The 13033-nt window shown below is 60.8% G+C and carries 14 protein-coding genes; 8 read left to right on the top strand and 6 right to left on the bottom strand.

Annotation, left to right across the window (positions count from 1 at the left end):
• Nucleotides 1-108: 108 nt before the first annotated feature.
• Nucleotides 109-795 carry an SDR family oxidoreductase gene (locus FQ187_RS16085; protein WP_149630257.1) on the bottom strand — a complete coding sequence of 229 codons (687 nt, stop codon included), beginning with the start codon at nucleotides 793-795 and terminating at the stop codon, nucleotides 109-111.
• Nucleotides 796-820: 25 nt separating this feature from the next.
• Nucleotides 821-1171 (bottom strand): MerR family transcriptional regulator, encoded by a 351-nt coding sequence (locus FQ187_RS16080; RefSeq protein ID WP_149630260.1) that lies wholly within the window; start codon nucleotides 1169-1171, stop codon nucleotides 821-823.
• Nucleotides 1172-1253: 82 nt separating this feature from the next.
• Here FQ187_RS16080 and FQ187_RS16075 point away from each other — a divergent pair, with 82 nt between their 5' ends.
• Nucleotides 1254-1718: a hypothetical protein gene (locus FQ187_RS16075; RefSeq protein WP_149630256.1), complete on the top strand. Its 465-nt coding sequence runs from the start codon at nucleotides 1254-1256 to the stop codon at nucleotides 1716-1718.
• Nucleotides 1719-1723: 5 nt separating this feature from the next.
• Here FQ187_RS16075 and FQ187_RS16070 read toward each other — a convergent pair whose 3' ends face one another.
• On the bottom strand, nucleotides 1724-2515 hold the full coding sequence (locus FQ187_RS16070) for a helix-turn-helix transcriptional regulator (RefSeq protein WP_149630255.1): 792 nt from the start codon (nucleotides 2513-2515) through the stop codon (nucleotides 1724-1726).
• An 84-nt stretch (nucleotides 2516-2599) separates the two neighbouring features.
• On the opposite strand from FQ187_RS16070, the gene FQ187_RS16065 reads away from it, so the two are divergent.
• The gene (locus FQ187_RS16065) at nucleotides 2600-3628 is read left to right on the top strand and encodes a bile acid:sodium symporter family protein (RefSeq protein ID WP_149630254.1); all 1029 of its coding nucleotides are present in this window, start codon (nucleotides 2600-2602) and stop codon (nucleotides 3626-3628) included.
• Here FQ187_RS16065 and FQ187_RS16060 read toward each other — a convergent pair.
• A complete protein-coding gene (locus FQ187_RS16060; RefSeq protein WP_149630253.1) occupies nucleotides 3615-4892 on the bottom strand; it encodes an acetyl-CoA C-acetyltransferase in 1278 nt (425 codons plus the stop codon). The genes FQ187_RS16065 and FQ187_RS16060 overlap by 14 nt on opposite strands.
• A gap of 119 nt (nucleotides 4893-5011) precedes the next feature.
• Here FQ187_RS16060 and FQ187_RS16055 point away from each other — a divergent pair, with 119 nt between their 5' ends.
• Both FQ187_RS16055 and FQ187_RS16050 read left to right on the top strand, forming a co-directional pair.
• Nucleotides 5012-6364, top strand: a complete 1353-nt coding sequence (locus tag FQ187_RS16055; protein ID WP_149630252.1) for a 3-oxoacyl-ACP reductase — start codon at nucleotides 5012-5014, stop codon at nucleotides 6362-6364.
• A gap of 2 nt (nucleotides 6365-6366) precedes the next feature.
• Entirely contained in the window at nucleotides 6367-7221 is an 855-nt protein-coding gene (locus FQ187_RS16050) for a MaoC family dehydratase (RefSeq protein ID WP_149630251.1), read from the top strand.
• A gap of 83 nt (nucleotides 7222-7304) precedes the next feature.
• Here the strand turns inward: FQ187_RS16050 and FQ187_RS16045 are convergent, their stop codons facing one another.
• Entirely contained in the window at nucleotides 7305-7718 is a 414-nt protein-coding gene (locus tag FQ187_RS16045) for a response regulator (RefSeq protein ID WP_046044730.1), read from the bottom strand.
• Between the two features lie 74 nt (nucleotides 7719-7792).
• Nucleotides 7793-7993 carry a Flp family type IVb pilin gene (locus FQ187_RS16040; RefSeq protein ID WP_056746171.1) on the bottom strand — a complete coding sequence of 67 codons (201 nt, stop codon included), beginning with the start codon at nucleotides 7991-7993 and terminating at the stop codon, nucleotides 7793-7795.
• Between the two features lie 324 nt (nucleotides 7994-8317).
• On the opposite strand from FQ187_RS16040, the gene cpaB reads away from it, so the two are divergent.
• From cpaB to FQ187_RS16020, 4 genes are read left to right on the top strand one after another with little or no spacing between them, the layout of a single operon-like run.
• A complete protein-coding gene (gene cpaB / locus FQ187_RS16035; RefSeq protein WP_149630250.1) occupies nucleotides 8318-9265 on the top strand; it encodes a Flp pilus assembly protein CpaB in 948 nt (315 codons plus the stop codon).
• A gap of 21 nt (nucleotides 9266-9286) precedes the next feature.
• On the top strand, nucleotides 9287-10558 hold the full coding sequence (locus FQ187_RS16030; RefSeq protein WP_149630249.1) for a type II and III secretion system protein family protein: 1272 nt from the start codon (nucleotides 9287-9289) through the stop codon (nucleotides 10556-10558).
• Complete coding sequence (locus FQ187_RS16025; RefSeq protein ID WP_149630248.1) at nucleotides 10555-11751, top strand: pilus assembly protein; 1197 nt, start codon at nucleotides 10555-10557, stop codon at nucleotides 11749-11751. The genes FQ187_RS16030 and FQ187_RS16025 overlap by 4 nt, the downstream gene beginning before the upstream one ends.
• The gene (locus tag FQ187_RS16020) at nucleotides 11748-13028 is read left to right on the top strand and encodes a CpaF family protein (protein WP_149630247.1); all 1281 of its coding nucleotides are present in this window, start codon (nucleotides 11748-11750) and stop codon (nucleotides 13026-13028) included. Before FQ187_RS16025 ends, FQ187_RS16020 begins: the two co-directional genes overlap by 4 nt.
• Nucleotides 13029-13033: the final 5 nt, after the last annotated feature.

Raw genomic sequence — 13033 nt, 5'->3', positions numbered from 1 at the left:
CCTTGTGGGAGCGGGCTTGCTCGCGAAGGCGGTGTGTCAGGCAACATTGATGTCAACTGACACTCCGCCTTCGCGAGCAAGCCCGCTCCCACATTGGGACGGCGGTGATTACCAGGGAATGGTTTCACCCCTGTAATTCACAAAATGATGCCCGCCCTTGCCGGTGTATGCGTTCACCTGATCGACCAATCCGCGCGTGCTGGTTTCCACATCGATGTCGGCACCTTCACCGCCCATGTCGGTCTTCACCCAACCCGGATGCAGCGACAGTACGGTGAGCTTCTGCTCGCCCAACTGAGTGACGAAGCTGTTGGTCATCGAGTTCAGCGCGGCTTTACTGGCCTTGTACAACGCCAGCTCCGGCGCATCCGGCATGGTCACGCTGCCCAGCACCGAACTCATGAACGCCAGCACGCCGCTGTCCGGACGTATCTGCCCGACAAAACGCTGGGCCAGGTTGATCGGCGCCACGGCGTTGGTGAAGAACAATTGACCGACCTCGGCCAACGTCGCGCCGCCCGGTGCCTGAACCTCCGGTCCCTTGACCCCGGCATTCACGAACAGCAGGTCAAACACTTCACCCTTGAGCTGCTGGCTGAGGGCGATGACTGCCTGCTGATCGTCCATGTCGAGTTTTTCGATCCGCACCTTGCCCAAGGCCTGCAAGGCTTCGGCGTTCTGCGGGTTGCGCACGGTGGCGGTGACTTGCCAGCCGTCGGCCAGGAGGGTTTTCACCAGACCGAGGCCCAAGCCCCGGGAGGCGCCGATGATGAGTGCGGTTTTTGCCGTAGACATGAGTGGCTTCCTTGATAAATGAGGATCACGGATTCAATGGACAACGTTGACCGAGCCGTTGCTGCAACTCCTGACGCAGCGCGCCGAGTTCGTCCATTCGGGTTTCGATCAGTTTGAGTTTGTCTTGCAGCAATTGCGTGACGGCGCTGTCCGGATCGGGCGACTGCCATAACGCAGCGACGCTGTTGCCGATCTCGCCGAGGGTAAAGCCCAGCCGCTGAGCGGTCTTGATGTACAGCACCAGTTGCACCATGTCCGCTGGATAGTCGCGATAGCCGTTGGCGCTGCGTTGTGCCGCAATCAACCCGCGTTGTTCGTAGAAGCGCAGCGTGTCGCGGCTGACGGCGCTGGCCAGGGCTAATTCACCGATGCGCATCATGACGTCTCGAGAGGGCTTGACCCTGGAGCATACTCCAGGCTTTAGCCTTGTTGCTCCCTGAATTTATGGAGCAAGACGGATGTGGACTTCAACGCAATATCGCCGGTTGGTGCGGGGCAGTGCGTGGTATGACTTGATCGTGACGGCAGCGTTTGCCACGCCGTGGAGTTTTGCGGCGTTGCATGGAGTTTTGCTGAATGTGAGTCAGGCGTTCAATTTGCCTGGCGAGTTGCCGCCGTTTGAGCCGATGCACATGCTGATGGCCAATCTGTTGGGGTCGATTGTCTGCGTGTGGGCGGTGCTGCGGATTCGTGATCCGCAGCAGGTGTTTGGTCGATATGACGCAGTCGGCAGATTTCTGTTTTCGGCTTGGCAGCTGTATGCCTTGCTCCATGGCGCCAGCTCTTTGCTGGTGGTTTTCCTGTTCTTTGAATTGGCGTGGGGCGTTGTTCAGGTGTTGCCGGTTCGGCAGCCTTCGCTGGCAAGCCATGCTCCTACAGGTGCAGCGCCAAACCTTGAGCTGCCGCGGGCTGCGATCTTTTAGCGTCGTCACTGCTTGAACAATTCTCCCGGGGTAAACCCAAACAGGCTTTTGAACGCCGCAATAAACGCCGACGTCGAGTCATACCCGCAAGACAGCGCGGCATTCGTCACGCTGTCCCCCTCCTCCAGCAAACTCAACGACGACAGCAACCGCATCCGCTGGCGCCACCCTCGAAAGCTCAACCCGGTTTCCCGCTGGAACAACCGCATCAAGGTCTTCTCCGAGGTGCCCAACCGCTCGGCCCACGCCTGCAAGGTCACGTTCCGCTCAGGGCTTTCGATCAGCTCGTTGCACAACCCCAGCAACCGTTCATGGCGCGGTAACGGTAGTGAGAAGCCCACCTCCGGCAGATGCGCCAACTGATCCAGGAGTACATTCACCAGCCGCGACTCCTGGCTGTCGCCCTGTGGATATTCAACCGGCAGCAAACAAAAATTCTTGATCAGCTCGCGGGCCAACGGCGTCACTTCCAGCACCCGACAACGCCCGTCCGCCCACTCACAATCCTCGCGGCGAACATAGAGGCTGCGCATCTCGGCGCGCATCGAAGTCACCACCTGGTGTTCGAGATCCGCCGGAATCCAGATTCCCCACTGCGGCGGCGCAAAGAAACTGCCTTCGGCAGTATGCACGCCGAGAACGCCGCTGATCGCGTAGGAAAACTGCACCCAGTCGTGTCGATGCGGCGGCGTCCATGAACCGGCGTTGAGACTTTCCGCACGGGCATACAGCGGACGTGGCAGCACCGTCAGCGTCGGAATCGTCCGCTCGAGAGAAAGTTGTCCGTTAGTCGGCATTGATTGGCCTTATGTCGCAAGACGGCTGATGAAGCCGACGTTAGGCTAAGTCACCAATTCTTACAAATGTATTCGGTGCCTGTTATGCATGCCTTCAAACACCTCAAACGCGTGGTCACCGACTGGTTCTTGTGCGGCATGTTGATCGCCACGCTGCTGGCGTATTTCTTCCCAACCTTCGGCGCCACCGGCGGTGGAATGCACGCTGAATACGTGATCAACATCGGTGTGTTCCTGGTGTTCTTCCTGCACGGGGTCAACCTGTCCAGCGAGCAGATCACTCACGGTCTGAAAAACTGGAAGCTGCACGTGATGGTTCAGGGTTTCACCTTCGCGGTGTTTCCGCTGATCTGGCTGCTGAGCGACACGCTGCTGGGTTCGCACATTCCGTCACTGCTGATGCTGGGTTTCCTGTACCTCTGTGCCCTGCCCTCGACCATCTCCTCGTCCGTGGCCCTGACCGGCAGCGCGGGCGGCAACGTACCGGCGGCGATTTTCAACGCGAGCCTGTCCAGCGTGCTGGGGATCTTCCTGACGCCATTGCTGGTGAGTTTCGTGGTCGGTAGCGGCGCTGGCGGCATCGATCTGGGCTCAACCCTGCTCGACCTCTGCGCCATGTTGCTGTTGCCACTGGTGCTCGGCCAATGGGTTCGGCCCTTCCTCGGCAAGTTCTTCGCCCGCCACAAGCGCTACACCAACATCGTCGACAAGCTGGTGATTCTGTTGCTGGTCTACGCGGCGTTCTGCAATTCGATGGTCTCGGGGATGTGGCAAAAACAGGGCAACAGCGTAATCCTCACGGCACTGATCGGCAGTGCGATCCTGCTGGCGATCATCCTGTGGATGACCACCCGCACCGCTCGCGCATTGAAATTCAGCCCGGCCGATGAAATCGCTGCGGTATTTTGCGCCAGCAAGAAATCCCTGGCCGCCGGTGCGCCAATGGCGGCGCTGATCTTCGGCGCCAACCCGGGGCTTGGGCTGATCCTGTTACCGATCATGATCTACCACCCGTTGCAGCTGATCGTCTGCTCAGTGATGGCCGAGAGTTACGCCAACCGCAACCGGCAACTGGCCGCACAGCAAAGCGCCGCGATCCTCAGCGCTCAATAATCACTGTAACGCCCTGGCCACCGGCGGCGCAGATCGAGATCAACCCTCGGCCCTTGCCCGCCGCATCCAGCAACTTCGCCAGGTTGGCAACGATGCGCGCACCGGTGGCGGCAAACGGATGCCCGGCGGCCAGTGAGCTGCCCTTGACGTTGAGCCGGCTGCGGTCGATGGAGCCCAACGGTGCGTCAAGGCCGAGGCGGGTTTTGCAATATTCCGGATCCTCCCAGGCCTTTAGCGTGCAGAGCACCTGCGCAGCGAAGGCTTCGTGGATTTCGTAGTAATCGAAGTCTTGCAAGGTCAGGCCATTGCGCGCCAGCAAACGCGGCACCGCATACACCGGCGCCATCAACAGCCCTTCCGCACCGTTGACGAAATCCACCGCCGCCACCTCGCCATCGCGCAAATAGGCAAGGATCGGCAGACCACGCTCCTTGGCCCATTCTTCACTGCCCATCAGCACCAGCGACGCGCCATCGGTGAGCGGCGTCGAGTTGCCCGCCGTCAAAGTGCCTTTGGCGCTTTTTTCGAACGCCGGTTTGAGTGAAGCGAGTTTTTCCAGGGTCAGGTCCGGGCGCAGGTTGTTGTCGCGGGTCAGGCCGAGGAACGGCGTCATCAAATCGTTGTGCCAGCCTTCGGTGTAGGACGCGGCCATTTTCTGGTGACTTTCCAAGGCCAGTTGGTCCTGTTCGTCGCGCGGAATGTTCCAGGTCTGGGCCATCAACTCGCAGTGCTCGCCCATGGACAGACCGGTGCGCGGTTCGCCGATGCGTGGCAGATCCGGGATCAGGTGACGGGGGCGCAGTTGCAGGAAGGTTTTCAGTTTGTCGGCGGTGGTTTTGGCGTGGTTGGCTTGCAGGAGGATTTTGCGCAGGCCTTCGTTGACCCCAATCGGCGCGTCGGAGGTGGTGTCTACGCCGCCGGCGATTCCGCACTCGATCTGGCCCAGCGCGATTTTATTCGCCACCAGCAACGTCGCTTCCAGACCGGTGCCGCACGCCTGCTGAATGTCGTAGGCCGGGGTGGTTGGCGACAGCCGCGAGCCGAGCACACACTCGCGGGTCAGGCTCATATCCCGGGAGTGCTTGAGCACCGCCCCCGCCGCCACCTCGCCCAGGCGCAAACCGTGCAGGTTGTAGCGTTCGATCAGGCCTTCGAGCGCGGCGGTGAGCATCGCCTGATTACTGGCGGTGGCGTACGGCCCGTTGGAACGGGCGAAGGGGATACGGTTACCACCAATAATCGCAACGCGGCGCAGCTGAGTCATGAAAAGCTTCCTATTCTGTGAAGGCCATAACTCACAAGCGTAGGCCTTATCTCGTGGATCGAACGACTGATTGCCATTCATGGTCCACACTTTGAACCCCAGCTGCTGGAGTGCGTTACATGTCTGACCGCTATATCGACTTCGCCAATTCGTCCTTCGGCCATCGTTTGGTCGGGGCCCTGGGTCTGCCGTCGCCGGTTCGGCTGGAGCGCTGGCAAGCAGGCCGGCTGCGGCCTGTCGAGGGGGCGCTGTTGTTAGGCGGTGGCCCGTTGACGGAAAAAATCGGCACCTTCGCCAACCGTCTGACCGACGCGATTTACAGCTACGGCACCGAGCCTTCCCTGGCTACTGCATGGATTCCCGGCCACGGCCCCAAACTCAAAGCCGTGGTGTTCGACGCCAGCAACCTGGTGCAGACCGATCAACTCAAACAGCTGCGCGAGTTCTTCCAGCCACTCATAAAAAACCTCGATCACAGCGCGCACCTGGTGATTCTTGGTCGCGCGCCGGAAACCTTGAGCGATCCGTTCGCCGCCAGCGCCCAGCGAGCGCTGGAAGGTTTCAGCCGTTCGTTGGCCAAGGAGCTGCGCAGCGGCGGCACCTTGCAGCTGATTTATGTCGGCGAAGGTGCGGAGGATCAACTGGAAGGCCCTCTGAGGTTTTTCCTCTCGCCCAAAAGTGCGTTCGTTTCCGGGCAAGTGATTCGCTTGAATGCTTGCGACACACAGGTGACGGACTGGACTCGCCCATTGTCCGGCCGCAAGGCACTGGTCACCGGCGCGGCACGCGGCATCGGCGCCTCCATCGCCGAAACCCTGGCCCGCGATGGGGCCGAAGTGATCCTGCTCGACGTAGCACCCGCCAAGACTGATCTCGAAGCCCTCGCCGCACGCCTCGGCGGGCGCAGCATCACCCTGGACATTTGCGCCGAAGATGCCGCTGCGCAGTTGATCGAGCAACTGCCCGACGGCATCGACATCGTGGTCCACAACGCCGGCATCACCCGGGATAAAACCCTGGCCAACATGACCCCGGAATTCTGGGACGCGGTGCTGGCGGTCAACCTCAATGCGCCGCAAGTGCTGACCAAGGCACTGCTCGACAGCGGCAGCCTGCACGTCAACGGCCGGGTGATCCTGCTGGCGTCCATCAGCGGCATCGCCGGCAATCGCGGGCAAACCAATTACGCCGCGAGCAAGGCCGGGCTGATCGGCCTGGCCCAGGCCTGGGCGCCGACGCTCAATGAACGCGGCATCAGCATCAATGCGGTAGCACCCGGTTTCATCGAAACCCAGATGACCGCGCACCTGCCGTTCGGCGTGCGTGAGGCCGGGCGGCGCATGAGCTCGCTGGGCCAGGGCGGCCTGCCGCAAGACGTCGCCGAAGCGGTGGCGTGGCTGGCTCAACCGGGCACCGGCGCGTTCACCGGGCAGGCGCTGCGAGTGTGCGGGCAAAGTGTTTTGGGGGCTTAGGCATGATCATCGATTGGCACACACTCAACCGCGAACCAAGCCTGTCGGGACTGTACGTGCGGGCTGCGACGCGGCGCAAAATCACCGGCACCACCCTGCCCGACTCGGGGTTGCGCTGCTGGATCAATGTCGATCCGAAGCGCCTGGCGGACTATCGCAAGGTCTGCGGTTTTGCCAACAACGGCCTGCTGCCGCCGACCTATCCACACATCCTGGCGTTCGCCTTGCAGATGCAATTGCTGACGGCCAGGGAGTTTCCATTTCCGCTGCTGGGGTTGATTCACCTGAGCAACCGCATTCGCATCTTTCGCCCAATGGGCGGCGTGAATCGTGTGCGGGTCAGCGTTCAGGTGCAAAACCTTCAGCCCCATGAAAAGGGCGCGACGTTCGATCTGGTGACCACGCTCGACGATCAGTTGGGGGCGTTGTGGGAAGCTGAAAGCCAGATGCTGTGCCGCGGGGTCAAACTCGCAGGCGAGCCCGTCGAGGACGTGTTGGCATCGACGCTGGAGATGTCGGAGGTGGCCCGCTGGAAAGCGCCGTCGGACATTGGGCGGCAGTACGCCAAAGTGTCCGGCGACTACAACCCGATTCACCTGAGTGCCGTCAGCGCCAAACTCTTCGGATTTCCTACCGCCATCGCCCATGGTTTGTGGATCAAGGCGCGTACGCTGGCGGCGTTAAGTGAGCATCTGCCGGCGGCGAATGTCGAGATTGCGGTGCAGTTCAGGAAACCGGTGCGGTTGCCCAGTGAGGTGACATTGCTGGCTAGTGCGGCAGGGTCGAGCGGGGATTTGCTGTTGGTGGGTGTGGGGGATTTGGAGCATATGGCAGGGCATTGGCGACCGGTTGCCTGACCCGATCGTTCCTGCGCTCTGCGTTCGGCTCTTGGGACGCGCGTCCCTGGCTGCATTCCCACGCAGAGCGTGGGAACGATCAATCACGGACTCACTAAATCCATGCGAGGCTGCGGAAACAAATTATTCAATGTCTCCAACAACCGCACGTGATAAATCGGCTTGCGAAACAGGTCGAGCACCTGCAACCGCAACATGTCACTGACATCCTCCATGTCCGCATGCCCCGACGTCACAATCACCGGCAAATGCTGGCGGGACGTATGTTCACGCAATCGCTTGATCAACGACATGCCACTCTCCTCCGGCATCCGCAAATCAGTAATCACCAGCGCAATATCAGGATGGCGCGTCAGATGATTCAGCGCGAGCTTGACCGAGGTGGCGGTAAAACAATTGAAGCCCTCGCCCTCCAGCAACTCCGCCAACTCCAGCAACGCATCCTCCTCATCATCGACCAGAAGAAGCTGTTGACGTGGAAGTGAGGGAGCGTTCATGGGCAACACCTGCAATGGACTAAGCGCTGACGTTAGAAGCCCTTTGGAACATTAGCAAGTTGCCTCTGCTCTCGTCATGAGAGTGCAGTCTTGATACTTGTAAAAAGAGTGGTGACCGCGGTTTCAATGCCCGAGCTCAGTCCAGCAATCACCAGCGCAACCATCGCGGCAACGACCGCGTACTCAATACCTGAAGCACCTTCGGTATCTTTGGCCAGGCCTTTGTAAAAAGCGATTTCGGATTTGATCTTCTGAGCAATCTTGGTAAAGGACATGGCAGTTCTCCTGAAAGACGACGGGTGTTGCTCGGTCGCAACATGATTCCCCTTTGCCAGCATCAGCATTGTCCGCAATCCCCGTACCCACAACTGTAAGAACGAATTATCACTAAAGCATTAGTCGCTTCGTTGACGTCAAAAAGGCCACGTTTTCGCCCTGGCGACTTACTTTCGCCAGTTATTTTCAGGCTCCTAATGGCTTTTTGCTCTAGCTGAGCTACCGTCAAATAGCCAAATAGTTCCATGTTCATAGCTGCCTGATTGCTAAGTTGTCTCGTTGGATGCGACGAGTTCTCAAGCAGCAGGAAAGGGAGAGCCGTCATGAACAGTCGTATCACTCTGGGCCTGGCCGGCTTGTTTCTGGTGGGCGCCATTATTGCCGGTTACTGGGGCCTCACGCTGAGCCGCCAACCCGCTCCCGAGCCTGTCGTGCAACCCGGGATCGTCACGCCTGCACCCATCGCCCAGACGCCTGTCCCCGTTGACGACCCCACCCGCCAACCGGTGGTGGTGCTGCTGCATGATGTACCAGCGTTCATGCCGATCAGCGCCGCTGACGTGACCCTGGAAAAACTCCGTACCGTCCCGGCCGGCAGCCTGAGCCGCCTCGATCAAGCGATTGGCCGAACGCCCTGGCGCGCCCTCAGCGCCGGCACCTGGCTCAATGATGAAAGCTTTGAAGCCGGTGGCAGACTGGCGCGGATGATTCGTCCCGATGAACGCGCCCTCGCCGTCGCGGTGGATGAAGTGATCAATGCCGGTGGGCAACTGACACCGGGGGACTATGTCGATGTGCTGCTGTTTCTGCGCACGGACAACAACAACCTTCAGCCGTCGGCGCAACTGGTGGTGCCGGCCTTGCGGGTGCTCGGGGTGGGCGAACAGCTGGGGTTGACCAACGACGGTCAACCCGCAAGCCCGGTCCGCAGCAACGAAGAAAAACTCAGGCAGGAACAATTGCGCGCCAGCGCCCGCAGCGTCTTGCTTGCCGTCCCCGAACAACTACTGAGTCGGTTGATGCTCGCCGCCCAAGCCGGCGTGTTGCGCCTGGCCGTACGCAGCGCCGATGAAAAACGTCTGGCTCGTTACTGGGCCGGCGAAAGCGATTCATCGGCCAACCTTGCTAGTACCAACCGCGAGTTGATCCAGTTCAGCCAACTGGCCATGACGCCCCCACCCAAACCTGTCGCTACCCACGGCGGCACAGCACCGCGCAAGTCGAGCGTGGAAGTCATCCGCGGCAACGAAATTACTCAACAAACCCCCTGAATCGAGCAAGGACGCATCTAAATGCGCAGTCGTTCCATGCCGCTGTTTCAAGGCCTGCTCTGGGTTTCTTTACTGAGCGGTGTGCCGCTCAGCGTAACGTTCGCAGCCGTCGGCAATTGCGCCGCGCTGGGCTCGTTGCCTGCGGTGCTGGAAGTCGGTGAAGGGCTGCAACAGGAGGTGCAATCGCCAGTGGCGATCACTCGGGTGGCGGTGGGTGACCCGAAAATCGCCGACGTGCGAGTCAACGCTAATCAAGCGTTTTTGCTGACCGGGATGGCCCCCGGCGCGACCAGCCTGATGGTCTGGACCGCCTGCTCCAGTGCTCCGCGCCAAAGCATGGTGTTCGTTCAGGGCAAGGCCACCGCGGCGATGACCAGCGCTACTCGGTTACCCTCTGATGACCCACTGCTACCGTCGCAAGTGCAGACCGACATTCGTTTCGTCGAAGTCAGCCGGACCAAACTGAAAGAGGCCGGTACGTCGATTTTCGGCAAAGGCTCGAACAACTTCCTCTTCGGCGCACCCGGTACGGTGCCCAACACGGCCGTGACGCCGGGCGTGGTGCCGCTGTTTAACATTGATCCGCGGATCGCGGTGCCCAGCATTCCGCTGCTCAACGACAGTTTCAACATTGTCTGGGGCGGTGGCAGCAGCAAAGTCCTCGGTATCGTCAACGCCCTGGAAGGCAGCGGCTTCGCCTACACCCTGGCACGGCCAAGCCTCGTGGCCCTCAGCGGACAGAGCGCGAGCTTCCTGGCAGGAGGTGAAATCCCGATCCCGGTACCCAGCGCCAACAGCAACAGCTACTCCATCGAATACAAGGAATTCGGCATCCGCCTGACGCTCACACCGACCGTGGTCAGCCACGACCGCATCACCCTCAAAGTGGCGCCAGAGGTCAGCGAACTCGACTTCAACAATGGCGTGACCATCGGCGGCACCACCGTCCCGGCGTTCACCATTCGCCGCACCGATACCAGCATCTCGTTGGCCGATGGCGAGAGTTTCGTCATCAGCGGTTTGATCAGCACTCACAACATTTCGCAAGTCAGCAAGTTTCCAGGCCTGGGCGATATCCCGATTCTCGGTGCGTTTTTTCGCAACTCATCGGTCAACCGCGAAGAGCGTGAGCTGCTGATGATCGTCACGCCGCACCTGGTCCAACCGTTGGCTGCCAACGCACAACTGCCGTCGCTGCCGGGTGAAAAGCTGCGCAACTATGACCCCAACTGGTATCGCCTGTACTTCCTCGAAAACGGCGACTTCGATAAACGCAGCGGATTATCGCAATGAGCCAGAGCCAGAATCTGAGCCAGACCTTCCTCGCGATCACGCGCAACAGCACCGACCTTGAGTGGCTGCAAGGCGCCCTCGCCCCGTTGGGCCAAGTGGTCAGCGCCGGCGGTGGCAGCCTCGACGAATTGCTGGCGCTGGTGGACGTGACCTTCGCCAGCCTGGTGTTTGTCGGCCTGGACCGCGAACACGTGGTGGCCCAAAGCGCACTGATCGAAGGTGCCCTGGAAGCCAAACCGATGCTGGCGATCGTCGCGCTGGGCGATGGCATGGACAACCAACTCGTGCTCAATGCCATGCGCGCCGGAGCACGGGATTTCGTGGCCTACGGTTCGCGTTCCAGTGAAGTCGCGGGGTTGGTGCGACGGCTGGGCAAACGCCTGCCGCCCGTGGCCCCGAACACCCAACTGGGCAGCCTGACGGTGCTCTACGGTGTGCAGATCAACGCCGACGGCGCGCTGCTCGCCACCCACTTGGCGCAGGTGGTACACAAGAGCGGCCAGCAAACGCTGTTGCTGGACCTGGGCCTGCCGCGCGGTGACAGCCTGGCCTTGCTCGGGCTGGAGAGTTCGTTCCACTTCGGCGATGCACTCCGGCACTTGCGGCGCCTCGACGCGACGCTGATCGACAGCGCATTCACCACCTGCGCCGCCGGGTTGCGGATCCTCGCCTACGCCAGCCACGATGAGCCGCTGGATCACACCAGCACCGCCGAGTTGTACATGCTGCTCAGCGCCCTGCGCCAACACTTCCAGCACATCGTGGTGAACCTGACTGGCCAGCCGGACAGCGAAGCGCTACGCACCTTCGTCACCCATTGCGACAAGTTGCTGTGGTACACCGATCAGAACGTGCTCGACTGCCGTCGCAACCTGGCGGTACTCAACCTGTGGCGTGAAAAAGGCATGAACCTCGATCACGCCAGGCTGCTGGTGGACCGCTACCTGCGCAACGTCGCACCGGACGCCGACACCCTGAGCAAAAGCTACGGCATGGAGATCATCGCGACCCTCGTCTACAGCCCGGAAGTGCGGCTTAACGCCAAGAACCAAGGTATGACTCTGTTTCAACTGGCCCCGCGCGAAGGCCTGACTCAAAGCCTGCGCGCCCTCGGCGATCGGCTGGCCAAGCGCTCAGAGGGCGTGGCCACGCCCAAGTCTGGCTGGTTCAACCGGTTGAGGGGTGCGCAATGAGCGGTGAAAAACTCTTCGGTGCCCCTGTACGCACCACCACTGGCAACACCGACCACGAAGGTCTGAAACTGGTGCTGCACCGCTACATCATCGACGCCATCGAGGAGTCCGGAAAAAACCTGCTGGAGGGTTCACGGCAGGTGCTCTCACAGTTCGTCATCGACAAGGTTGCCGAGTACGTCGCCCGGCTGCACCTGGCGATTTCCCGCTATGAAATGGAGCGTCTGTCCGAAGAAATCGTCGACGAACTCACCGGTTTCGGCCCCTTGGAAGTGCTGCTGCGGGACCCGGCAGTGACAGAGATTCTGGTCAACGGCCCGCACCGGGTGTTCATTGAACGCGACGGCGTACTGCATCAAAGCGACCTGCGCTTCATCGATGCACATCACGTCGAACGGGTTATGCAACGGATCCTCGCGCCCCTCGGCCGACGGCTCGATGAGTCATCGCCGATGGTCGACGCACGACTGCCCGACGGTAGCCGGGTCAACGCGATCATTCCACCGATTGCGCTCGATGGCCCCTGCCTGTCGATACGTAAATTTCGCAAGGACATGCTCAAAAGCTCAGACCTGATGGCGATGCAAACCATCGATCAGGCGATCTTCGACTTTCTTCAGGAGGCCGTGAGCAAGCGCTGCAACATCCTGATCAGCGGCGGCACTGGCACCGGCAAGACCACGCTGTTGAACATTCTCAGCCAGTTGATCAACCCTCACGAGCGAATCGTCACCATCGAGGACGTCGCCGAACTGCACCTGGGCCACCCTCACGTGGTGCGCCTGGAAACCCGACCGCCGAATGCCGAAGGCCACGGCGAAGTGAAATCCAGTGACCTGATTCGCAACGCCCTGCGGATGCGCCCGGACCGAATCATCCTCGGCGAGATTCGTGGCGTCGAAGTGGTGGACGTACTCACCGCAATGAACACCGGCCACGACGGCTCCATGAGCACCGTGCACGCCAACAACGCCCAGGATGCACTGTTGCGCCTGGAGACATTGGTGGGCCTGACGGGCCGCACCATCGCCGAACGTACCTTGCGGCAAATGATCTGCGCTGCACTGGATGTAGTGATTCAGCTGACGCGCATGCCCGACGGCCGCCGCTGCGTCAGCGAAGTGGTGGAGGTGATCGGCTTGCGTGATGACGTGTATGTCACCAACACGTTGTTCCGGCTCGACCGGCGCAGCGGTTTCGGATTCATGCGCGAGGCGGTCAACCCCGCCAGCGAAAAACTGCGCCGTGAGTTGGCGCTCTCTCCCTCTGCGTACTGAAGGCC

Origin of the sequence: Pseudomonas sp. ANT_J28, assembly GCF_008370005.1 — a bacterium.
GTDB lineage: Bacteria > Pseudomonadota > Gammaproteobacteria > Pseudomonadales > Pseudomonadaceae > Aquipseudomonas > Aquipseudomonas frigoris.
Note: the sequence above shows the minus strand (reverse complement) of the source record. Positions and strands in the feature narration are given on the sequence as shown.

Coding starts and splice junctions, on each gene's coding strand:
- FQ187_RS16030 (WP_149630249.1), top strand. CDS start 9,287: ATGCGCAGTCGTTCCATGCCGCTGTTTCAAGGCCTGCTCTGGGTTTCT.
- FQ187_RS16060 (WP_149630253.1), bottom strand. CDS start 4,892: ATGACTCAGCTGCGCCGCGTTGCGATTATTGGTGGTAACCGTATCCCC.
- cpaB (WP_149630250.1), top strand. CDS start 8,318: ATGAACAGTCGTATCACTCTGGGCCTGGCCGGCTTGTTTCTGGTGGGC.
- FQ187_RS16080 (WP_149630260.1), bottom strand. CDS start 1,171: ATGCGCATCGGTGAATTAGCCCTGGCCAGCGCCGTCAGCCGCGACACG.
- FQ187_RS16085 (WP_149630257.1), bottom strand. CDS start 795: ATGTCTACGGCAAAAACCGCACTCATCATCGGCGCCTCCCGGGGCTTG.
- FQ187_RS16065 (WP_149630254.1), top strand. CDS start 2,600: ATGCATGCCTTCAAACACCTCAAACGCGTGGTCACCGACTGGTTCTTG.
- FQ187_RS16050 (WP_149630251.1), top strand. CDS start 6,367: ATGATCATCGATTGGCACACACTCAACCGCGAACCAAGCCTGTCGGGA.
- FQ187_RS16070 (WP_149630255.1), bottom strand. CDS start 2,515: ATGCCGACTAACGGACAACTTTCTCTCGAGCGGACGATTCCGACGCTG.
- FQ187_RS16020 (WP_149630247.1), top strand. CDS start 11,748: ATGAGCGGTGAAAAACTCTTCGGTGCCCCTGTACGCACCACCACTGGC.
- FQ187_RS16025 (WP_149630248.1), top strand. CDS start 10,555: ATGAGCCAGAGCCAGAATCTGAGCCAGACCTTCCTCGCGATCACGCGC.
- FQ187_RS16045 (WP_046044730.1), bottom strand. CDS start 7,718: ATGAACGCTCCCTCACTTCCACGTCAACAGCTTCTTCTGGTCGATGAT.
- FQ187_RS16055 (WP_149630252.1), top strand. CDS start 5,012: ATGTCTGACCGCTATATCGACTTCGCCAATTCGTCCTTCGGCCATCGT.
- FQ187_RS16040 (WP_056746171.1), bottom strand. CDS start 7,993: ATGTCCTTTACCAAGATTGCTCAGAAGATCAAATCCGAAATCGCTTTT.
- FQ187_RS16075 (WP_149630256.1), top strand. CDS start 1,254: ATGTGGACTTCAACGCAATATCGCCGGTTGGTGCGGGGCAGTGCGTGG.